Here is a 20,530-nt window from a genome sequence, read left to right as displayed (position 1 = left end):
GCCCAGGATTTGAGGATGTATTCACGCTGAACCCGTCGCCGGAGCACTCGCCGAAGCACTCCAGGATCACTCATCGGAGGACTCATCCACCTGCGAGGACGTCCCGGATCTCACCCGCGAACCGCTCCGCGGCCGCCCGCAGCGCTCCGGCGTCGGGACCGTGACGCAAAACACCTCGGCTCACGTTTGGAACGACATTGCGCACCGCGGCCCCGAAGACCGTGGGAAGGTCGGCGGCGGTCGCCCCCTGGGCTCCGACGCCGGGCGCGAGCAGCGGACCGTTGATGTCGAGGTCGTACGACGACAGGTCGCCGACCGTCGCGCCGACGACGGCGCCGAAGGAGCCCAGCGGCTCCTCCCCCGTGTTCTCGGCGGCCAGGTGGGCCAGCATGGTCGCGCCGACCGTCCGGCCGTCGGCACGCACCGCGTGCTGCACCTCGGGGCCCTCCGGGTTCGAGGTCAGCGCCAGCACGAACAGGCCGGCTCCGCTCTCCCGGGCCAACGCCACGGCCGGGCTGAGCGAGCCGTAGCCGAGATAGGGTGAGACGGTCAGGGCGTCCGAGAACAGCGGCGCGTCCTTGCTCAGGTAGGCCTCCGCGTACCCGGCCATGGTGGAGCCGATGTCACCGCGCTTGGCGTCCATGACGACCAGCGTCCCGGCCGCCCGCGCCTCCTGCACCACCCGCTCCAGGACGGCCACCCCGCGCGAGCCGAACCGCTCGAAGAACGCGCTCTGCGGCTTCATGACCGCGACCCGGTCGGCCACCGCCTCCACCACGGTCCGGCTGAACCGCTCAAGCCCTGCCACGTCGTCGTTCAGACCCCACTCGGAGAGCAGCGAGGCGTGCGGGTCGATGCCGACGCACAACGGACCGCGCTCGTCCATCACACGGCGCAGCCGTGCGCCGAAAGGCTCCAACGGGCTCATACGGTCTTCCTCACATCGGCGCCCACCGCGTCGGCGAGCGTGGCGTACGGACTGGTGCGCAGGCGCGCCGCGAGCCCCTTGTGGATGGCGCGGCCCCAGAAGGGCCCCTCGTAGATGAAGGCGCTGTAGCCCTGGACCAGCGTGGCACCGGCCAGGATGCGCTGCCAGGCGTCCTCGGCGCTCTCGATGCCGCCGACACCGACCAGGGTGATCCGGTCGCCCACGCGCGCGTACAGCCGCCGCAGCACTTCCAGGGACCGCGCCTTCAGCGGGGCCCCGGAGAGCCCCCCGGTCTCCTTCACCAGCTCGGGGCCGGAGCGCAGCCCGAGCCCCTCGCGCGCGATGGTGGTGTTCGTCGCGATGATCCCGTCAAGGCCCAGCTCGACGGCCAGGTCGGCGACGGCGTCGACGTCCTCGTCGGCGAGGTCCGGCGCGATCTTCACCAGCAGCGGCACCCGGCGGTTCGCCACCACGCGGTCGGCGGCCTCGCGAACGGCCGTCAGGAGCGGACGCAGATGATCGACGGCCTGGAGGTCGCGCAGCCCAGGCGTGTTCGGGGACGACACGTTCACGACCAGGTAGTCGGCGTACCGCGCGAGCCGCTCGGCGGACTTCACGTAGTCGCCGACCGCCTCGGCCTCCGGTACGGCCTTGGTCTTGCCGATGTTGACGCCCACGACGGTGTTGAAGACGGGCTCACGGGAGGCGAGCCGGGCGGCGACGGTGAGCGATCCGTCGTTGTTGAATCCCATCCGGTTGATCAGCGCCCGGTCGGCGACCAGCCGGAACAGCCGCTTCTTGGGATTGCCGGGCTGCGCCTCGCCGGTGACCGTGCCGATCTCGACGTGGTCGAACCCGAGCATCGACATACCGTCGATCGCGACGGCGTTCTTGTCGAACCCGGCGGCCAGCCCGAAGGGCCCGTGCATCCGCAGCCCGAAGGCCTCGGTGCGCAGTTCCTTGTGGCGGGGAGCCAGGGCGGCCGCGACGAAGGTGCGCAGCACCGGGATGCGAACGGCCAGGCGGATCCAACGGAAGGCCAGGTGGTGGGCCTGTTCCGGGTCCATCCGCTTGAAAACGAGGTTGAAGAAGATCTTGTACATGGAGTCCTCATGCGGAGGGGGACACCGTCACCGGTGCCCCCCTTCATTGACAGCTGGGCAACGCGCCCCGTCAGGGGCGCGGGGAACTGCGCGACCAGCCAGAACCGGTCCGCATCCTCACTACGACCTTCTAGTCCCTCGCCGCGGTCAGGTGTTCCGCGTGCTCCTGGAGCGACCGCACACCCACGTCCCCGTGGTTCAGCGCGTCGATCCCCTGGACGGCCGCCGCCAGCGCCTGAACCGTCGTCAGGCACGGCACCGACCGGGCCACGGCGGCCGTCCGGATCTCGTACCCGTCCAGGCGACCCCCGGTGCCGTACGGGGTGTTGACGATGAGGTCGACCTCGCCGTCGTGGATGAGCTGGACGATCGTGCGCTCCCCGTTCGGCCCGATGCCGTCGGACTGCTTGCGCACCACCGTGGCGTTGATGCCGTTGCGCTTGAGCACCTCGGCCGTGCCGGAGGTGGCGAGCAGTTCGAAGCCGTGGGCGACCAGTTCCCGCGCCGGGAAGATCATCGAGCGCTTGTCGCGGTTGGCGACCGAGATGAACGCGCGGCCCTTGGTCGGCAGCGGCCCGTACGCGCCCGCCTGGGACTTGGCGTAGGCGGTGCCGAAGACGGAGTCGATGCCCATGACCTCGCCGGTGGAGCGCATCTCAGGGCCGAGCACGGTGTCGACGCCCCGGCCCTGGATGTCCCGGAACCGCGACCACGGCATGACCGCCTCCTTCACGGAGATCGGCGCGTCGAAGGGAAGTTCGCCACCGTCACCGCGGGCGGGCAGCAGTCCCTCGGCGCGCAGTTCGGCGACGGTGGCGCCCAGCGAGATCCGGGCGGCGGCCTTGGCCAGCGGCACCGCGGTCGCCTTCGAGGTGAAGGGGACGGTGCGGGAGGCGCGGGGGTTGGCCTCGAGGACGTAGAGGATGTCCCCGGCCATCGCGAACTGGATGTTGATCAGACCGCGGACCCCCACCCCGCGCGCGATGGCCTCCGTGGACGCCCGCAGCCGCTTGATGTCGAAGCCGCCGAGCGTGATCGGGGGAAGGGCGCACGCCGAGTCGCCGGAGTGGATGCCGGCCTCCTCGATGTGCTCCATGACGCCGCCGAGGTAGAGCTCCTCGCCGTCGTAGAGGGCGTCGACGTCGATCTCGATCGCGTCGTCCAGGAACCGGTCCACCAGGACCGGCCGGGTCGGGCTGATCTCGGTCGACTCGGCGATGTAGGCGGCCAGCCGGGTCTCGTCGTAGACGATCTCCATGCCGCGGCCGCCCAGGACGTACGAGGGGCGGACGAGGACCGGGTAGCCGATCTCGTCGGCGATGGCCTTGGCCTCGGTGAAGGTGGTCGCCGTGCCGTGCTTGGGCGCCGGCAGGCCCGCCTCCGCAAGCACCCGCCCGAAGGCGCCCCGGTCCTCGGCCGCGTGGATCGCCTCGGGCGGGGTGCCGACGACCGGCACCCCGTTGTCCTTGAGCGCCTGCGCCAGACCCAGCGGGGTCTGCCCGCCCAGCTGCACCACCACGCCCGCGATGGGGCCGGCCTGCTGCTCGGCGTGGACGATCTCCAGCACGTCCTCCAGGGTGAGCGGCTCGAAGTACAGCCGGTCGGAGGTGTCGTAGTCGGTGGAGACGGTCTCCGGGTTGCAGTTGACCATCACCGTCTCGTACCCGGCGTCCGACAGCGCGAAGGACGCGTGGACACACGAGTAGTCGAACTCGATGCCCTGGCCGATCCGGTTCGGGCCCGACCCCAGGATGATCACCGCGGGCTTCTCGCGGGACGCCACCTCCGTCTCCTCGTCGTAGGAGGAGTAGAAGTACGGCGTCTTCGCGGCGAACTCGGCCGCGCAGGTGTCGACCGTCTTGTAGACCGGGCGCACGCCCAGCGCGTGCCGGACCTCGCGGACGACGTCCTCGCGCAGGCCGCGGATCTCGCCGATCTGCTGGTCGGAGAAGCCGTGCCGCTTGGCCTCGGCCAGCAGGCCGGTGGTCAGCTCCGGCGATCCGGCCAGTTCGTCGGCGATCTCCTTGATCAGGAACAGCTGGTCCACGAACCACGGGTCGATCTTCGTGAACGCGAAGACCTCCTCGGGCGTGGCGCCCGCGCGGATGGCCTGCATGACCGTGTTGATCCGGCCGTCGGTGGGCCGCACCGCCTCGTGCAGCAGCGCCTTCTTGTCGCCGGGCTCGCCGGTGAACGTGAACTGGCTGCCCTTCTTCTCCAGCGAGCGCAGCGCCTTCTGGAACGCCTCGGGGAAGTTACGGCCGATGGCCATCGCCTCACCGACCGACTTCATGGTGGTGGTCAGCGTGGAGTCGGCCTGCGGGAACTTCTCGAACGCGAACCGCGGCGCCTTGACGACCACATAGTCGAGCGTGGGCTCGAAGGAGGCCGGAGTCTCCTGCGTGATGTCGTTGGGGATCTCGTCGAGCGTGTAGCCGACGGCCAGCTTCGCGGCGATCTTCGCGATCGGGAAACCGGTCGCCTTGGAGGCCAGCGCCGAGGACCGCGACACACGTGGGTTCATCTCGATCACGATGACCCGGCCGTCCTCCGGGTTCACCGCGAACTGGATGTTGCAGCCACCCGTGTCCACACCGACCTCGCGGATGACGGCGATGCCGATGTCCCGCAGGATCTGGTACTCGCGGTCGGTCAGCGTCATCGCCGGGGCCACCGTGATCGAGTCGCCGGTGTGCACGCCCATCGGGTCGAAGTTCTCGATGGAGCAGACGACCACGACGTTGTCGTGCTTGTCGCGCATCAGCTCCAGCTCGTACTCCTTCCAGCCCAGGATGGACTCCTCCAGGAGCACCTCGGTGGTGGGAGAGAGCGTCAGGCCCTGCCCGGCGATCCGGCGCAGTTCCTCCTCGTCGTGCGCGAAGCCGGAACCGGCGCCGCCCATGGTGAAGGAGGGCCGCACCACCACCGGGTAGCCGCCGAGGGTGTCGACACCGGCGAGGACCTCGTCCATGGTGTGGCAGATCACGGAGCGCGCGGACTCGCCGTGCCCGATCTTGCGGCGGACCTCGGCCACGACGTCCTTGAACTGGTCGCGGTCCTCGCCCTTGTGGATCGCCGCCACGTTCGCGCCGATCAGCTCGACACCGTACTTGGCGAGGACGCCGTTCGCGTCCAGCGAGATCGCGGTGTTCAGCGCGGTCTGCCCGCCCAGGGTGGGCAGCAGGGCGTCGGGACGCTCCTTCGCGATGATCTTCTCGACGAACTCCGGGGTGATCGGCTCGACATAGGTCGCGTCGGCGATCTCCGGGTCGGTCATGATCGTCGCCGGGTTGGAGTTGACCAGGATGACGCGTAGGCCCTCAGCCCGCAGGACACGGCAGGCCTGGGTGCCGGAGTAGTCGAACTCGGCGGCCTGGCCGATGACGATCGGGCCGGAGCCGATGACCAGGACGGACTGGATATCGGTGCGCTTAGGCACGCTGGCCCTCCATCAGGGAAACGAAGCGGTCGAACAGGTAGGCGGCGTCGTGCGGGCCGGCTGCCGCTTCGGGGTGGTACTGGACGGAGAAGGCCGGCTGGTCGAGCAGCTGCAGCCCCTCCACGACATCGTCGTTCAGGCAGACGTGCGAGACCTCGGCGCGGCCGAACTTGGTCTCGCTGACCTGGTCGAGCGGGGCGTCCACGGCGAAACCGTGGTTGTGCGCGGTGACCTCGACCTTGCCGGTCGTACGGTCCTGGACCGGCTGGTTGATACCCCGATGGCCGTACTTCAGCTTGTAGGTGCCGAAGCCGAGCGCGCGGCCGAGGATCTGGTTGCCGAAGCAGATGCCGAACAGCGGGGTCTTCCGCTCCAGGACGGCGGCCATCAGGGCCACCGGGCCGTCGGCCGTGGCCGGGTCGCCGGGTCCGTTGGAGAAGAACACACCGTCGGGGCCGACGGCGTAGACGTCATCCTCGGTGGCCGTGGCCGGCAGCACATGGACCTCGATGCCGCGCTCGGCCATCCGCTGCGGGGTCATGCCCTTGATGCCGAGGTCGATGGCGGCGACGGTGAATCGCTTCTCCCCGACCGCCGGGACGACGTACGCCTCCTTGGTGGCGACCTCCTCGTACAGCGAGGCGCCCTTCATGTGCGGCTGGGCCTGCACGCGCGCGAGGAGCTCGGAATCGGTGGCGATCGCCTCGCCCGAGAAGATGCCGGAGCGCATCGAGCCGCGCTCACGGAGATGGCGGGTGAGAGCGCGGGTGTCGATCCCGGAGATGCCCACCACGCCCTGGGCGACCAGCTCCTCGTCAAGGGACCGCTTGGCCCGCCAGTTGGAGGGCACGCGCGCGGGGTCGCGCACGACGTAGCCCGAGACCCAGATGCGGCCCGACTCGTCGTCCTCGTCGTTCCACCCCGTGTTGCCGATCTGCGGGGCGGTGGCGACCACGATCTGGCGGTCGTACGACGGGTCGGTCAGGGTCTCCTGGTAGCCGGTCATACCGGTGGAGAACACGGCCTCGCCGAAGGTCTCCCCCACGGCCCCGTAGGCGCGGCCGCGAAAGATCCGGCCGTCCTCCAGGACGAGTACGGCGGGAAGCGCTCTGTTCTGAAAAGCGGTTCCCCTGGTGGAGGTCGTCATCGTTCGGCGCCTTCCGTGCTGGGTGTCTTGATCATGGAGTTGATGGCGTCGACCCACTCGGGGTGCTCGGCCGCGTGGTCGGAGCGGAATCCGGAGTCGATCAACCGGTCGCCGTGCGCCCAGGTCACCACGAGCAGTCCGCCCTCGGTGAGGACCTTGCCCGCGATGCCCTTGCCGAGAAGGGCCTCACGGAGCGCGGGGGCGGGGATGAAGAAGTCGGTCGCCCCGGGGCGTACGACGTCCAGGCCCGCGTCGGTCAGGGTGAGCTCGACCCGGCTGCGGGAGCCGAGGCCGCGGGCCACGATGCGGTCCAGCCACTGCCCGGCGGTGGTGGAGCCGTGGTAGCGGCCGCTCATCGTCAGTTTCGCTTCGCCGAGGTCGTCCGGCGCGCTGGGCAGCTCCGGGAGGTCGCCCTGGAGGGTGCCGCGCCATTTCCAGCCCTCGCGCATCAGCCAGTAGACGAGCGCGACGAAGAGGGCGAGGCCGACGAGCCAGCCGATACGGGCGGACCAGTCGGTGACCGCGGCCGACTTCTTCTCGTCGGCCAGCAGGATCAGAGGTGTCACGTCAGCTTCCCGTCCACGAGCGTCGCCTTGCCCCGCAGCCACGTGTGGGTGACACGGCCCGGCAGCTCGCGTCCCTCGTACGGGGTGTTGCGGCTGCGCGAGGCGAAGCCCGCGGGGTCCACCAGGCCACGGTATTCCGTGTCGACAAGGGCGAGGTTGGCGGGCTCACCTGCCGAGACGGGACGGCCGTGTCCGGTGGCCTGTCCGATCTGCGCGGGCTTGACGGACATCCGGTCGGCAACGCCGGCCCAGGTCAGCAGGCCCGTGTCCACCATGGTCTCCTGCACCACTGACAACGCGGTCTCAAGGCCCACCATCCCCATGGCGGCCGCGGCCCACTCGCAGTCCTTGTCCTCGTGCGGGTGCGGGGCGTGGTCGGTGGCGACGATGTCGATCGTGCCGTCGGCCAGGGCCTCGCGCAGGGCCATGACATCGCGCTCGGTGCGCAGCGGCGGGTTGACCTTGTAGACCGGGTTGTACGACCGCACCAGTTCGTCGGTGAGGAGCAGGTGGTGCGGGGTGACCTCGGCGGTGACGTCGATGCCCCGGGACTTGGCCCAGCGCACGATCTCGACGGACCCGGCGGTCGAGAGATGGCAGATGTGGACGCGGGAGCCGACGTGCTCGGCGAGCAGCACATCGCGCGCGATGATCGACTCCTCGGCGACGGCCGGCCAACCACCCAGCCCCAGCTCAGCCGAGACGACACCCTCGTTCATCTGGGCGCCCTCGGTCAGCCGCGGCTCCTGGGCGTGCTGGGCGACGACCCCGCCGAAGGCCTTCACGTACTCCAGCGCGCGGCGCATGATCACGGCGTCGTCGACGCACTTGCCGTCGTCGGAGAAGACGGTGACCCCGGCGGCCGACTCGTGCATGGCCCCGAGTTCGGCGAGTTTCCTGCCCTCCAGGCCGACGGTCACGGCGCCGATGGGCTGGACGTCGCAGTAGCCGTGCTCCTGGCCGAGCCGGTAGACCTGCTCGACCACACCGGCGGTGTCGGCGACCGGGAAGGTGTTGGCCATGGCGAACACGGCCGTGTAGCCGCCGGAGGCAGCCGCGCGGGTGCCGGTCAGCACGGTCTCGGAGTCCTCACGGCCCGGCTCGCGCAGGTGGGTGTGGAGGTCGACCAGCCCCGGCAGCAGCACCTTTCCGGCGGCCTCCACGACCTCTGCGCCCTCTTCCGAGAGTCCCTTGCCGACCGCCTCGATCACCGGGCCGTCGATCAGGACGTCCTGCGGCTCACCGCCGAGCACCTTCGCACCACGGATCAGGATCTTGCTCATGGGTCTTACTTCTCCTCGATGCTGCGGGCGGGACTGCCGGCGGGTTCGTTGCCGCCGAGCAGGAGGTAGAGAACGGCCATCCGGATGGAGACTCCGTTTGCGACCTGCTCGACCACGGTGCAGCGGTCCGAGTCGGCGACCTCGGCGGTGATCTCCATGCCGCGGACCATCGGTCCCGGGTGCATCACGATGGCGTGCTCGGGCATCCGCGCCATGCGGTCGCCGTCGAGGCCGTAGCGCCGCGAGTACTCGCGCTCGGTCGGGAAGAACGCGGCGTTCATGCGCTCGCGCTGGACGCGCAGCATCATCACCGCGTCGGACTTGGGTAGGACGGCGTCGAGGTCGTACGACACCTCGCAGGGCCAGTTCCCGACACCGACCGGCACCAGGGTGGGCGGAGCGACCAGGGTGACCTCGGCGCCGAGGGTGTGCAGCAGGTCGACGTTGGAGCGGGCGACCCGGCTGTGCAGGACGTCGCCGACGACGGTGATGCGCTTGCCGGCCAGGTCCTGCCCTATCCCGGCGTCCCGGCCGACGAGCCGGCGGCGCATGGTGAAGGCGTCCAACAGGGCCTGGGTGGGGTGCTGGTGGGTGCCGTCGCCCGCGTTGATGACGGCGGCGTCGATCCAGCCGGAGTTGGCGAGGCGGTAGGGGGCTCCGGAGGCGCCGTGCCGGATGACGACGGCGTCGACACCCATGGCCTCCAGGGTCTGGGCGGTGTCCTTCAGGGACTCGCCCTTGGAGACGCTCGACCCCTTGGCGGAGAAGTTGATGACATCCGCCGACAGCCGCTTCTCGGCGGCCTCGAAGGAGATCCGGGTCCGGGTCGAGTCCTCGAAGAAGAGGTTGACCACGGTGCGGCCGCGCAGGGTCGGCAGCTTCTTGATCGGCCGGTCGGCGACCCTGGCCATCTCCTCGGCGGTGTCGAGGATCAGGACGGCGTCGTCGCGGGTGAGGTCGGCGGCCGAGATGAGATGACGCTGCATCTGTCAGGCTCCGTAAGGCAGTTCATATATCGGGAGATTGCGGGCAAGCGTGGGCGCACCCGTCCGGTGCGGACCCCTGGGCTTGCTACGAGGTCGGCTTCACACCGAGCAGCACGGTGTCGCGACCGTCCTCCTCGGTGAGCAGGACCTTGACCGTCTCCCGCAGCGACGTGGGGAGGTTCTTGCCGACGTAGTCGGCGCGGATGGGCAGTTCGCGGTGGCCTCGGTCGACGAGGACCGCGAGCTGGACCGCGCGCGGGCGCCCGATGTCGTTGAGGGCGTCGAGGGCGGCGCGGATGGTGCGGCCGGAGAACAGCACGTCGTCGACGAGGACGACCAGTCTGCCGTCGATACCGTCACCGGGGATCTCGGTGCGGGCCAGCGCACGCGGCGGGTGCATGCGCAGGTCGTCGCGGTACATGGTGATGTCGAGCGAACCGACGGGCATCTTGCGGTCGGTGATCTCCTCCAGCTTGGCGGCGAGCCGCCGGGCGAGGAAGACACCGCGGGTCGGAATGCCGAGGAGAACCACGTCGTCGGCGCCCTTGGCGCGCTCGACGATCTCGTGGGCGATGCGGGTCAGCACCCGCGCGATGTCGGGCCCTTCGAGAACGGGCCGGGCATCGGATGCCTGAAGGTCAGGCCTGAGCTGCTTGTCCATACGAAACGGACCTCCTTCTCCGCCTCACGGGACGGACCTTAAAGGACGTCGGATTTGCGCCATCCACCGTATCAGGTGCCGGAGAGGCCCCTGATCACCCCCTTGGCCTAATCGGTCATCGCTTCCACGGAAGAGTCGGTGCGGACCATTCGGCTTGACGCGAGAGAGTAACGCTGCGTAACCTCACAGTGAGTTACCAGCCGCGCGGCGGGACCAAGGCCGGCCGCGTCGACACAGTGTCCGGGGAGCCATATGTCCAGCGAATACGCCAAACAGCTCGGGGCCAAGCTCCGGGCCATCCGCACCCAGCAGGGCCTTTCCCTCCACGGTGTCGAGGAGAAGTCCCAGGGGCGCTGGAAGGCCGTGGTGGTCGGTTCGTACGAGCGCGGCGACCGTGCCGTGACCGTGCAGCGCCTTGCCGAGTTGGCGGATTTCTACGGCGTTCCGGTGCAGGAGCTGCTGCCGGGCACCACCCCGGGCGGAGCCGCCGAGCCCCCGCCGAAGCTGGTCCTGGACCTGGAGCGGCTGGCCACCGTGCCGGCCGAGAAGGCGGGCCCGCTCCAGCGCTACGCGGCGACGATCCAGTCCCAGCGCGGTGACTACAACGGCAAGGTGCTGTCGATCCGCCAGGACGACCTGCGCACCCTGGCCGTCATCTACGACCAGTCCCCTTCGGTCCTTACCGAGCAGCTGATCAGCTGGGGCGTCCTGGACGCGGACGCCCGCCGCGCGGTGGCCACCCACGAGGACGCCTGACCCGCAAAACGCCTGAGCAGAAACGTGCCGCCGAGGGTGGCCGGAACCCGTGGGTTCCGGCCACCCGGCGGCTTTTCGTCATCGCCCCCTCGCGTACCGACCGACGGCCACACATCCACCACAGGGGCGCGGGGCTGTATCGATATGCGCCCCCCCCGCGTGGACGTGTGGACGCGACAAGCCCCCACACGCCCCGCAGACGCCCTCTGAGCGCACCACCCATCCCACTGGGCACCCAGACGCCGGAAGGCCCGCAGCAAGCGCACGCTGCAGGCCCTCCGGCGTTTTCTCGGCTCACGCCTCCCGGCGCAGCGACGGCTTCAGCTCCTTCAGCCGCCCCAGCAGTCCGTTCACGAACGACGGCGACTCCTCCGTCGAGAACTCCTTCGCCAGCTGCACCATCTCGTCGAGGACGACCGCGTCCGGCGTCTCGTCGACCCAGATCAGCTCGTACGCCCCGAGGCGCAGGATGTTGCGGTCGACGACCGGCATCCGGTCGAGCGTCCAGCCGACCGCGTACTGGGCGATCAGCTCGTCGATCCGCCGCGTGTGCTCGGCGTAGCCCTCGACCAGCTGCATCGTGTACTCGCTCACCGGCGGCTGCCGGGTGTCGTCCCGGGAGAGGCGGATCCAGTCCGCCAGAACGGTCAGGACGTCGGCCCCGCGCTGGTCGCCCTCGAAGAGGATCTGGAAGGCACGCTTGCGGGCCGTGTTGCGGGCAGCCACGGTTAGCTGTTCACCCGGCCGAGGTAGTCGCCGGTGCGGGTGTCGACCTTGATCTTCTCACCGGAGGTGATGAAGAGCGGGACCTGGATCTCGTAGCCGGTCTCCAGCTTGGCGGGCTTGGTGCCGCCGGTGGAGCGGTCGCCCTGGACGCCCGGCTCGGTCTCGGCGATGGTCAGCTCGACGGCGGCGGGCAGCTCGACGTAGAGCACCTGCCCCTCGTTCTGCGCGACCATGGCCTCGAAGCCCTCGATCAGGAAGTTCGCGACGTCGCCGACGGTCTTGCGGTCGACGTGCAGCTGGTCGTACGTGTCCATGTCCATGAAGACGAAGTAGTCGCCGTCCATGTACGAGAACTGCATGTCGCGCTTGTCGACGTTGGCCGTCTCGACCTTGACGCCGGCGTTGAAGGTCTTGTCGACCACCTTGCCGGACAGCACGTTCTTCAGCTTGGTGCGCACGAAGGCCGGGCCCTTGCCGGGCTTGACGTGCTGGAACTCGACGACGGACCAGAGCTGGCCGCCTTCGAGCTTGAGCACCAGGCCGTTCTTGAGGTCGTTCGTGGAAGCCACGGTTGCGGAATCTCCTGGACTGACGTACGACCCCGGGTCACGCGCTACAGCGCGAGCAGCTCCTTGGTCGTGATGGTGAGTAGCTCGGGTCCGCCGTCCGCCTCAGGGCGTACGACGAGCGTGTCATCGATCCGGACACCGCCCCGGCCCGGGAGGTGGACCCCCGGTTCGACGGTGACCGGCACGCAAGCGTCCAGTTTACCCATGGACGACGGGGCAAGCTGCGGGTCCTCGTCGATTTCGAGTCCGACGCCGTGTCCCGTGAGGGGCTGCAGTCCCTCGGCATAGCCCGCGGAGTCCAGTACCTGGCGGGCGGCGCGGTCCACGTCGCGGTACGCGGCCCCGGGCACGAGCCTCTCCCGGCCGGCCCGCTGGGCGGTGAAGACGAGGTCGTACAGCTCGATCTGCCAGTCGGCGGGCGAGGTGCCGATGACGAAGGTACGGCCGATCTCGCAGCGGTAGCCACGGTAGGTGGCGCCGAGGCAGACGGAGAGGAAGTCGCCCTCCTCGACCCGCCGGTCGGTGGGGCGGTGACCGCGACGGCCGGAGTTCGGTCCGGTCGCCACGGAGGTGGGGAAGGCCCGGCCGTCGGCGCCGTGGTCGACCAGGCGGCGCTCCAGCTCGAGGGCGAGATGCCGTTCGGTACGGCCGACGAGGATCGACTCCAGCAGCTCGCCGAGGGCCTGGTCGGCGATCTCGGCGCCGATGCGGAGGCAGGAGATCTCCTCCTCGTCCTTCACGATCCTGAGCTGCTCGACGGCACAGCCGAGGTCGGTGAGGCGCAGACGGGGGGCGACCGAGGCGAGAGCGCGGTGCCGGGTCACGGTGAGGTGGTGCTCCTCGACGGCGAGGGCATCGGCGTCCTGAGCGGCGGCGAGGCCGGCGGCGGCCACGGCGGGGTCGCCGCCGGGTCCTTCGATGAGGTGCTGCCGAAGTGAGTCGTCGGGGCGTGCCTCGGTGGGGCGGTCGTCCTGTGCACCGGGGCTGACGAGGAGGTCCTCGCGTTTGCCGAGCAGCAGGACTGAGCCGGTGGGGACGGCGCCGGCCAGGTATCTCACGTTGGCGGGGTGTGAGATGAGGGCGGAGGCGCTGCCGCCGGCTTGGCAGCGGTCCCGTAGGCGGGTTCGGCGGGTGGCGTACACCTCTGACATGAGTCGAGCGTAGGAGTCGTGGGCGATTTTTGCCGGTTGAGGAGGGCCGAGTGGGGCGCGTTGTCGGATGCGGGCCGGTGGAGGTTGCTCGCCCAGGCGGCGGAGCCGCACATCGATACAGCCTCGCGCCCCTCGGGTTTCTCCGCTGATCCTCATTTACCAGCTGGGCGGGCTCGCTATCGCCCGTGCCAGGACCTCGTCCAGCACGCGGGCCGTGCTCGGCACGTCCAGCTGTGAGTTGTCGATGATCGGGAGGCCCGAGCCGTACCAGCCCGCCATGCGGCCGTGGATGCGGGCCACCTCCTCGTCGGTGAGGCGGCGGTTGCCGGTGCGTTCGGCGTTGCGCTCCAGGACGACGTCCAGGCCGGGGAGGAGGACGACCGGGAGGAGGCCGGGACCGACGTGGCGCTTCCAGCCGCCGAGGCCGACGACCGGGCGGTCAGGGAAGACCGCGTCGTCGAGGACGCACGAGATGCCGTTGGCGAGGAAGTTGCGCGCGGCGAAGCCGCAGGTGCGGCGGGCCAGGCGGTACTGGGCCTCGGCGTTGTCGTTCCAGCCGGACTGGGGGTCGGCGAAGCCGGAGCGGACCCATTCGCGGACGTCGTCGAGGCTGATGTGGGCCGTGGGGACCCGGCGGTGATCGGCCCAGTACTTGGCCACGCTCGTCTTGCCCGCACCCGCCGGGCCGATGAGGAGGACGGCCAGGGTGGTGGCGGTCGGGTCGGGCGCGGTGGTCGCGGCCGGGGGTGCGGTGGGGATACCCACCGGGGCGCCCGGCGGCAGCGGGACATGGCCCGTGGTGTCGGGGGGCGGCGGGGCCGAGGGCAGCGGGGGAGGCGGCGGAACCGACGGCTGCGGGGGCGCGGCCGGTGGCGGCGGCACGGGCGCGGGGCCCTGCGGCGCTCCCGGGTGGTGTGCGGCCGGCGGCCAGCCGGTCGGTCCCTGCCCCGGCTGATGGGGCGGCGGCAGCGGAGATCCCACTGCGTGCTGCATCCGGTGCCACTCCGTCTCGTCATGTTCGGCTGCGCTCGTTACCGAACGGTACCGCCCCCGGTCGTCGTTTGGTGAAACGGCCGGGGGCGGTACGAAGTGCCCGTGCCGCGAGGCGAATCGGGCGGAAGGAACAACGGCTGACTTACTGCCCGACCTCGCCGTAGGCGGCGAGCAGCACGGCCGGGTCCGGGCCCTCCAGGACGGTCGGCTTGGCGAGGCCGTCCAGGACGATGAAGCGCAGCAGGTCGCCGCGGGACTTCTTGTCGACCTTCATCGTCTCGACGAGCTTGGGCCACTGGTCGTAGCGGTAGTACAGCGGGAGGCCGACCGACTCCAGGACCGTGCGGTGGCGGTCCGCCGTCGCATCGTCCAGGCGTCCGGCGAGCCGGCCCAGTTCGGCGGCGAAGTGCATGCCGACGGCGACCGCGGCGCCGTGCCGCCACTTGTAGCGCTCGTTCTTCTCGATGGCGTGGCCGAGCGTGTGGCCGTAGTTGAGGATCTCCCTGAGGCCCGACTCCTTGAGGTCGGAGGAGACGACCTCGGCCTTGACCCGGATGGAGCGCTCGATCAGCTCGGCCGTGTGCGGGCCGGCCGGGGTGCGCGCGGCCTGGGGGTCGGACTCGATGAGCTCCAGGATCGCCGGGTCGGCGATGAAGCCGGCCTTGATGACCTCGGCGAGCCCGGAGACGTAGTCGTTGACGGGCAACGAATCCAGTGCGGCCAGGTCGCAGAGCACACCCGCCGGCGGGTGGAAGGCGCCGACCAGGTTCTTGCCCTCGGCGGTGTTGATGCCGGTCTTGCCGCCGACCGCCGCGTCGACCATGGCGAGGACGGTGGTCGGGACGGCGATCCAGCGGACCCCGCGCAGCCAGGTGGCGGCCACGAAACCGGCCAGGTCCGTCGTCGCCCCGCCGCCCACGCCGACGATGACGTCGGAGCGGGTGAACCCGGACTGGCCGAGCGCCTTCCAGCAGTAGGCGGCGACCTCGGCGGTCTTGGCCTCCTCCGCGTTGGGCACCTGGATGGCGACGGCCTCGTAGCCCTGCCCGGCCAGGTCGGCGCGGAGCGCGTCGCCGGTCTCGGCGAGCGCCTCGGGGTGGATCACGGCGACCCGCTTGGCCTTCTCACCGACCAGTCCGCCCAGTTCGCCGAGGAGTTGACGGCCGACCAGGACCTCGTACGGCTCGGTGCCCGCCGTGCCGCCGACCTGGATCCGGGTGACTGCCTCGCTCATGCTTCCTTCAACTCCAGTGCGTCCAGGGCTTCTTGGGTGACCTCTTCGGGCGTACGGCCGTCCGTCGCGACGACGGCCGTGGCGACCTCCTCGTACAGGTGCCGCCGCGCCTGCATCAGCTCGCGCCATTGCTTGCGCGGGTTGATGGCGAGCAGCGGCCGGGCCGCGTTCAGACCGGTGCGCTTCACGGCCTCCTCGACGTCCATCGAGAGGTAGACCACCCGCCGTCCGGCGAGCAGCGCACGCGTGTCCGCGTCGAGGATCGCACCGCCGCCGAGCGCCAGGACGCCCTCGTGCTCGGCCAGCGCCACCCGCACCGCCCGCTTCTCGATCTCCCGGAAGACCGGCTCGCCCTCGGCCACGAAGATGTCGGCGATGGTGCGGCCCTCGGCGGCGACGATGTCCTCGTCGGTGTCCCGGTAGCCGACGCCGAGCCGCTCGGCGAGCAGCTGCCCGACCGTGGACTTGCCCACCCCCATCGGCCCGACCAGCACCACCATCGGCGCGCTGCTCACCGGATGACCAGGTTCTCGAGGTAGGACCGCACGTTGCGGCGGGTCTCGGGCACCGAGTCACCGCCGAACTTCTCCGCCACCGCATCCGCCAGCACCAGCGCGACCATCGCCTCGGCGACGATCCCCGCGGCCGGCACCGCGGACACGTCGGAGCGCTGGTGGTGGGCCTGGGTGGCCTCGCCGGTGGACACGTCCACGGTCTGCAGGGCGCGCGGCACGGTCGCGATCGGCTTCATCGCGGCCCGCACCCGCAGCAGTTCACCGGTGGACAGCCCGCCCTCGGTGCCTCCGGCACGCCCGGAGACCCGCCGGATGCCCTCGGGCGTGCCCACGATCTCGTCGTGCGCCTGGGAGCCGGGCACCCGGGCCAGCTCGAAGCCGTCGCCGACCTCGACGCCCTTGATCGCCTGGATGCCCATCAGGGCACCAGCGAGGCGGGCGTCCAGCCTGCGGTCCCAGTGGACGTGCGAGCCGAGGCCGACCGGCACGCCGTAGGCCAGCACCTCGACCACACCGCCGAGGGTGTCGCCGTCCTTGTGGGCCTGGTCGACCTCCGCGACCATCGCCTTCGACGCATCCGCGTCCAGGCAGCGCAGCGGGTCGGCGTCCAGCCTCTCGACGTCGGCCGGGGTCGGGTACACACCCTTCGGGGCCTTGACCGCGCACAGCTCGACGACGTGGGAGACGATCTCGATGCCGGCCGTCTCCTTCAGGTACGAGCGGGCGACCGCGCCGAGTGCCACCCGGGCCGCGGTCTCCCGCGCGGAGGCACGCTCCAAAACCGGCCGGGCCTCGTCGAAACCGTACTTCTGCATGCCGGCGAGGTCGGCGTGGCCGGGACGCGGGCGGGTCAGCGGCGCGTTACGGGCCAGCCCCGCGAGGATCCCGGGATCGACCGGGTCGGCCGCCATCACCTGCTCCCACTTGGGCCACTCGGTGTTGCCCACCATGATCGCGACCGGGGAGCCGAGGGTCAGACCGTGCCGCACGCCGCCCAGGAAGGTGACCTCGTCGCGCTCGAACTTCATCCGCGCACCGCGGCCATAGCCGAGCCGCCGCCGCGCCAGGTGGTCCGCGACCATCTCGGTCGTGATCGGCACGCCGGCGGGAAGGCCCTCCAGCGTCGCGACAAGTGCGGGACCGTGGGACTCCCCCGCGGTAAGCCAACGCAGCCTGCTCAACGTTGCTCCTCAGTGCTCGCGCCCTGGTACTGCCCTGCGTACGCGTGTCCTCGCGTACGGCGACGGCCCGACCGGGTGCGCGGCCCCGGTCCGCCACTCCGATCCTCCCACGTCCGGGCGGTGAACCCGGCCGCCGGTCCAGCAGACGGACGCGGATGTGTGCCGCGTCAGCGCTCTGCGAGCGCCTTCTCCCCGGCGCGACGCATGGCCTCCAGGGGCGCCGGGGCGCGGCCGGTCATCTGTTCGACCTGGAGCACGGCCTGATGGACAAGAAGGTCGAGGCCGCTCACGACGGCTCCCCCGAACATGGACCAGCGTGCGGCGAGCGCCGTGGGCCAGGGGTGGTAGAGGACGTCGAACAGGGTGGTGGGGCGCTCGGGTACGGCGGCGGCGAGGGCGTCGGTGGTACCGGCCGGGGTGGTGGCGATCACCAGTGGGGCGCTCAGCGCCTGCTCGGCGTCGGCCCAGTCGGCGGTGCGGACCTCGACGTCGAGCCGCTCGCCCCAGTGCCGCATCTCTGCGGCGCGCTCCTCGCTGCGGACGTAGGCGACGACCTCGCCGGTGCAGATCCGGGCGAGCGCGGCCAGCGCCGAGGACGCTGTGGCACCTGCGCCGAGGACGGCGGCGGAATCGACCTGTTCGATGCCATGCTCGCGCAGCGCGGCGACCATGCCCGGGATATCGGTGTTGTCCCCGAGCCGTCGGCCGTCCTCCGTGAAGACGACCGTGTTGACCGCGTCGACCGAGGCCGCCGTCTCGCTGATCTCGTCGACCAGCGGGATCACCGCCCGCTTCAGCGGCATGGTCAGCGACAGACCCGCCCATTCCGGTCCCAACTGCCCGAGGAAGCCGGGCAGCCGGGTCTCGTCGACCTCGAAGCGCTCGTACGACCAGTCGGTGAGCCCGAGTTCGCCGTACGCGGCCCGGTGCAGCACCGGGGAGAGGGAGTGGGCGATGGGCTTACCGAGCACGGCGGCCCGGCGGGCATCAGTTGCCCGAGTTGGCATTGAACTTTTCCTTGAGCTGCTTGAATTCTTCGTAGGTCTTCGCGAATTCGGTGTTGCTCTGGCCGTCGGTCGCCACGAAATAGATCCAGCCTTCTTCGGTCGGATTCAGCGCCGCCTTCAGTGCTTCGTCGCCGGGGTTGCCGATCGGACCTGGCGGAAGACCCTTCTGGGTGTAGGTGTTGTAGGGATCCCTGTTGCGGTTGATCTCCGACTCGCTGATATGGATGTTGCTCGTGCCCTTCAGGTAGTTGAAGGTCGAGTCGAATTGCAGCAACTGGTTCGTCTCGGTGTTCGTGGGCTGGAGACGGTTGTAGACCACTTCCGCCATCTTGCGGAAGTCGTCGTGTGTCTTTCCTTCGGCCTGGACGAGGCTGGCGACCGTGATGACCTGCAGCGGGTTGTCCAGGTTGTACTTCTTCGCCTGTGCCGCGAGGTCGAAGCCGGCGTATTCTTCCTTGGCCGCGGCGACCATCTGTTTCAGGATCACATCGGGCTTCATGCCCTTGGCGGCGGGATAGGTACCCGGGAAGAGGAAGCCCTCCAGCGGGTCCATGATCTTGCTGTTGGTGTTCGCGTAACTCGGCAGGCCAAGGGTCTTGTATTCGGTCTTGGCGACCTTCTTGGTGGTGCCGGAGGAAAGCCCGAGCTTCTTGTCGAGGGCCGCGTAGACGGCTGCCGCGCGCTCGCCCGGGGTGACCACCACATTGGCCCTGCTCTTCGGGTCGAGCATCAACTGCACGGCACTCGCGGCGGACATCTCCCTCTTCAGTTGGTAGGCGCCTGCCTGAATCGTTTTTCCGTCCGGGTTCTGCGACTGGGCGGCCACGAACGCGTCGACGCTCTTGACGACGCCGGCCTCCTTCAGACGCCGGCCGATGTCATAGCCGACCGCGCCCTTCGGGATCTCGACGGTCACCGAGCCGTTGCCGCCGCCCGCGTAGTCCGGGGCCGCACCGAAACGATTTTGGTAGAAGTGCCAGCCGTAGTAGCCGACTCCGGCCGCACCGCCGCCGAAGACCAGGCAGACCACCAGACAGGCACAACCGTTACGGCGTTTCTTGGCCCCCTTGCCGCCCTTCGCGTCCTTGCCGCGGCCACCACCGCGGCGCCCTTTCGGGTCGTCGTCATCGTCGTCGTCATCGTCGGCGCCCGTGAAGAAGGGGTGCTGCTCCTCCTCCTCGGCCACGGGCTCCGGCTGCGGTTCGGCCTCCGGATCCCGCCGTCGGCCGGGCGGCTCCGGCGGCGGGTAGGCGTCCTCGGTTCCGTAGAAATCGGGCTGCTCCCCGCCGTACGCCACCGGCTGCTGGCCGTAGGGGTCGCCCGGGTCGGCGGCGTAGGGCACCTGGCCGTGGGTGCCGGTCGCGTCCCAACCGCCCTGGTGGTACTGCTGCGGGGCATGTCCGACGTACTGCTGGTCGTACTGCTGCTGACTGTGGCCGTCGGCGTACTGGAGCTGGCCCTGTTCGTCGTAGTAGGCGTACTGCTGCTGGACGAGGTGCTGGTCGTACCCGCCCTGCGGGTGCTGGCCCCAGTCGCCGTGCTGCTGCTGCGACTGCTGCGGATAGTGCTGCGGCTGGCCGCCGTAGGGGGACTGCTGACCCACGTGGGCCTGCTGTCCTCCCCATCCGCCGTCCCCGTACAACGGGTCCTCCGGATGCCACGGTTCGGAGCCTTCGCCCCGGCCATACTCAGTCATCGATCCCCTAGAGCCGCGAGGCGGCGCGTCACGCGGCTGGTGGGCCGACCGGCGTTCCGCCTCTTGCTGTGCAGTGGCTGTTCGAAAACCATCGCATCGCGCGGAACGTTACCGTATCGCGATCAGATGACCACTTCGACGCCCTCACCGGGCTGATTACCTGACACCCGTTCGGATTCCAACGCCTGCTGGAGGATGATGACCGCGGCCGCCTGGTCGATGACCGAGCGGCCCTTCTTGGATTTCACCCCCGAGGCGCGCAGTCCCTGACTGGCCGTCACGGTCGTCATCCGCTCGTCGACCAGCCGGACCGGCACCGGCTTGATGCCCTTGGCCAGCTCCTGGGCGAAGGCCCGGACCTTGACGGCGGCCGGGCCCTCGCCTCCCTTGAGGGAGCGCGGGAGGCCGACGACGACCTCGATCGGTTCGTACTCCTCGACCAGTTGCCGCAGTCGGCGGTGGGCGGCGGGGATGTCCCGGCCGGGGACGGTCTCGACCGGGGTGGCGAGGATCCCGTCGGGGTCGCACGAGGCGACCCCGATCCGGGCGTCCCCGACGTCGATGGCGAGTCGACGTCCTCTGCGCATAT

General features: G+C 70.2%; 19 protein-coding genes. 1 reads left to right on the top strand and 18 read right to left on the bottom strand.

All coding sequences use genetic code 11. From position 1 onward, the window contains the following. Nucleotides 1-82: 82 nt before the first annotated feature. From pyrF to pyrR, 8 genes are all read right to left on the bottom strand, one after another. Entirely contained in the window at nucleotides 83-928 is an 846-nt protein-coding gene (gene pyrF / locus ACZ7OO_RS16880; protein ID WP_471505408.1) for an orotidine-5'-phosphate decarboxylase, read from the bottom strand. Further along, nucleotides 925-2,031 (bottom strand): quinone-dependent dihydroorotate dehydrogenase, encoded by a 1,107-nt coding sequence (locus ACZ7OO_RS16875; protein ID WP_471505406.1) that lies wholly within the window; start codon nucleotides 2,029-2,031, stop codon nucleotides 925-927. The genes pyrF and ACZ7OO_RS16875 overlap by 4 nt, the downstream gene beginning before the upstream one ends. 130 nt (nucleotides 2,032-2,161) lie before the next feature. Continuing rightward, nucleotides 2,162-5,470, bottom strand: coding sequence for a carbamoyl-phosphate synthase large subunit (gene carB, locus ACZ7OO_RS16870; RefSeq protein WP_471505405.1), 3,309 nt, complete (start codon nucleotides 5,468-5,470; stop codon nucleotides 2,162-2,164). Continuing rightward, nucleotides 5,463-6,617 carry a glutamine-hydrolyzing carbamoyl-phosphate synthase small subunit gene (carA, locus tag ACZ7OO_RS16865; RefSeq protein WP_471505403.1) on the bottom strand — a complete coding sequence of 385 codons (1,155 nt, stop codon included), beginning with the start codon at nucleotides 6,615-6,617 and terminating at the stop codon, nucleotides 5,463-5,465. The genes carB and carA overlap by 8 nt, the downstream gene beginning before the upstream one ends. Further along, the gene (locus ACZ7OO_RS16860) at nucleotides 6,614-7,183 is read right to left on the bottom strand and encodes a PH-like domain-containing protein (protein ID WP_471505402.1); all 570 of its coding nucleotides are present in this window, start codon (nucleotides 7,181-7,183) and stop codon (nucleotides 6,614-6,616) included. The genes carA and ACZ7OO_RS16860 overlap by 4 nt, the downstream gene beginning before the upstream one ends. Further along, nucleotides 7,180-8,466 carry a dihydroorotase gene (locus ACZ7OO_RS16855; RefSeq protein ID WP_471505400.1) on the bottom strand — a complete coding sequence of 429 codons (1,287 nt, stop codon included), beginning with the start codon at nucleotides 8,464-8,466 and terminating at the stop codon, nucleotides 7,180-7,182. Before ACZ7OO_RS16855 ends, ACZ7OO_RS16860 begins: the two co-directional genes overlap by 4 nt. Before the next feature lie 5 nt (nucleotides 8,467-8,471). Then, nucleotides 8,472-9,452 carry an aspartate carbamoyltransferase catalytic subunit gene (locus tag ACZ7OO_RS16850; RefSeq protein WP_471505399.1) on the bottom strand — a complete coding sequence of 327 codons (981 nt, stop codon included), beginning with the start codon at nucleotides 9,450-9,452 and terminating at the stop codon, nucleotides 8,472-8,474. Between the two features lie 85 nt (nucleotides 9,453-9,537). After that, nucleotides 9,538-10,113, bottom strand: coding sequence for a bifunctional pyr operon transcriptional regulator/uracil phosphoribosyltransferase PyrR (gene pyrR / locus ACZ7OO_RS16845; protein ID WP_352223700.1), 576 nt, complete (start codon nucleotides 10,111-10,113; stop codon nucleotides 9,538-9,540). 252 nt (nucleotides 10,114-10,365) lie between these two features. On the opposite strand from pyrR, the gene bldD reads away from it, so the two are divergent. Then, entirely contained in the window at nucleotides 10,366-10,869 is a 504-nt protein-coding gene (gene bldD / locus ACZ7OO_RS16840; protein WP_020938842.1) for a transcriptional regulator BldD, read from the top strand. Nucleotides 10,870-11,163: 294 nt separating this feature from the next. On the opposite strand, the gene nusB is transcribed toward bldD, so the two are convergent. From nusB to ruvX, 10 genes are all read right to left on the bottom strand, one after another. Further along, the gene (nusB, locus tag ACZ7OO_RS16835) at nucleotides 11,164-11,595 is read right to left on the bottom strand and encodes a transcription antitermination factor NusB (protein WP_352223701.1); all 432 of its coding nucleotides are present in this window, start codon (nucleotides 11,593-11,595) and stop codon (nucleotides 11,164-11,166) included. Between the two features lie 2 nt (nucleotides 11,596-11,597). Next, on the bottom strand, nucleotides 11,598-12,164 hold the full coding sequence (gene efp, locus ACZ7OO_RS16830) for an elongation factor P (protein WP_352223702.1): 567 nt from the start codon (nucleotides 12,162-12,164) through the stop codon (nucleotides 11,598-11,600). 44 nt (nucleotides 12,165-12,208) lie between these two features. After that, a complete protein-coding gene (locus tag ACZ7OO_RS16825) occupies nucleotides 12,209-13,315 on the bottom strand; it encodes a M24 family metallopeptidase (RefSeq protein ID WP_471505396.1) in 1,107 nt (368 codons plus the stop codon). A 156-nt stretch (nucleotides 13,316-13,471) separates the two neighbouring features. Further along, entirely contained in the window at nucleotides 13,472-14,308 is an 837-nt protein-coding gene (locus ACZ7OO_RS16820; RefSeq protein WP_471505395.1) for a Pro-rich N-terminal domain-containing protein, read from the bottom strand. Nucleotides 14,309-14,450: 142 nt separating this feature from the next. After that, entirely contained in the window at nucleotides 14,451-15,542 is a 1,092-nt protein-coding gene (gene aroB, locus ACZ7OO_RS16815; protein WP_471505393.1) for a 3-dehydroquinate synthase, read from the bottom strand. Continuing rightward, entirely contained in the window at nucleotides 15,539-16,042 is a 504-nt protein-coding gene (locus tag ACZ7OO_RS16810; RefSeq protein WP_471505563.1) for a shikimate kinase, read from the bottom strand. The genes aroB and ACZ7OO_RS16810 overlap by 4 nt, the downstream gene beginning before the upstream one ends. A gap of 11 nt (nucleotides 16,043-16,053) precedes the next feature. Then, nucleotides 16,054-17,238: a chorismate synthase gene (gene aroC / locus ACZ7OO_RS16805; protein ID WP_471505392.1), complete on the bottom strand. Its 1,185-nt coding sequence runs from the start codon at nucleotides 17,236-17,238 to the stop codon at nucleotides 16,054-16,056. 167 nt (nucleotides 17,239-17,405) lie between these two features. Next, a complete protein-coding gene (locus tag ACZ7OO_RS16800; protein ID WP_471505391.1) occupies nucleotides 17,406-18,245 on the bottom strand; it encodes a shikimate dehydrogenase in 840 nt (279 codons plus the stop codon). Then, complete coding sequence (gene mltG, locus ACZ7OO_RS16795) at nucleotides 18,226-19,941, bottom strand: endolytic transglycosylase MltG (protein WP_471505389.1); 1,716 nt, start codon at nucleotides 19,939-19,941, stop codon at nucleotides 18,226-18,228. Before mltG ends, ACZ7OO_RS16800 begins: the two co-directional genes overlap by 20 nt. A gap of 122 nt (nucleotides 19,942-20,063) precedes the next feature. Continuing rightward, a complete protein-coding gene (ruvX, locus tag ACZ7OO_RS16790; protein ID WP_352223709.1) occupies nucleotides 20,064-20,528 on the bottom strand; it encodes a Holliday junction resolvase RuvX in 465 nt (154 codons plus the stop codon). Nucleotides 20,529-20,530 lie beyond the last annotated feature (2 nt).

The organism is Streptomyces sp. NPDC111744 (genome assembly GCF_055634995.1).
Note: the sequence above shows the minus strand (reverse complement) of the source record. Positions and strands in the feature narration are given on the sequence as shown.

What these genes read in the sequence shown, in the direction of transcription:
- pyrF (WP_471505408.1), bottom strand. Translation starts at nt 928, where the DNA reads ATGAGCCCGTTGGAGCCTTTCGGCGCACGGCTGCGCCGTGTGATGGAC.
- ACZ7OO_RS16875 (WP_471505406.1), bottom strand. Translation starts at nt 2,031, where the DNA reads ATGTACAAGATCTTCTTCAACCTCGTTTTCAAGCGGATGGACCCGGAA.
- carA (WP_471505403.1), bottom strand. Translation starts at nt 6,617, where the DNA reads ATGACGACCTCCACCAGGGGAACCGCTTTTCAGAACAGAGCGCTTCCC.
- ACZ7OO_RS16855 (WP_471505400.1), bottom strand. Translation starts at nt 8,466, where the DNA reads ATGAGCAAGATCCTGATCCGTGGTGCGAAGGTGCTCGGCGGTGAGCCG.
- ACZ7OO_RS16850 (WP_471505399.1), bottom strand. Translation starts at nt 9,452, where the DNA reads ATGCAGCGTCATCTCATCTCGGCCGCCGACCTCACCCGCGACGACGCC.
- pyrR (WP_352223700.1), bottom strand. Translation starts at nt 10,113, where the DNA reads ATGGACAAGCAGCTCAGGCCTGACCTTCAGGCATCCGATGCCCGGCCC.
- bldD (WP_020938842.1), top strand. Translation starts at nt 10,366, where the DNA reads ATGTCCAGCGAATACGCCAAACAGCTCGGGGCCAAGCTCCGGGCCATC.
- ACZ7OO_RS16825 (WP_471505396.1), bottom strand. Translation starts at nt 13,315, where the DNA reads ATGTCAGAGGTGTACGCCACCCGCCGAACCCGCCTACGGGACCGCTGC.
- ACZ7OO_RS16820 (WP_471505395.1), bottom strand. Translation starts at nt 14,308, where the DNA reads ATGCAGCACGCAGTGGGATCTCCGCTGCCGCCGCCCCATCAGCCGGGG.
- aroB (WP_471505393.1), bottom strand. Translation starts at nt 15,542, where the DNA reads ATGAGCGAGGCAGTCACCCGGATCCAGGTCGGCGGCACGGCGGGCACC.
- ACZ7OO_RS16810 (WP_471505563.1), bottom strand. Translation starts at nt 16,042, where the DNA reads ATGGTGGTGCTGGTCGGGCCGATGGGGGTGGGCAAGTCCACGGTCGGG.
- ACZ7OO_RS16800 (WP_471505391.1), bottom strand. Translation starts at nt 18,245, where the DNA reads ATGCCAACTCGGGCAACTGATGCCCGCCGGGCCGCCGTGCTCGGTAAG.
- mltG (WP_471505389.1), bottom strand. Translation starts at nt 19,941, where the DNA reads ATGACTGAGTATGGCCGGGGCGAAGGCTCCGAACCGTGGCATCCGGAG.
- ruvX (WP_352223709.1), bottom strand. Translation starts at nt 20,528, where the DNA reads ATGCGCAGAGGACGTCGACTCGCCATCGACGTCGGGGACGCCCGGATC.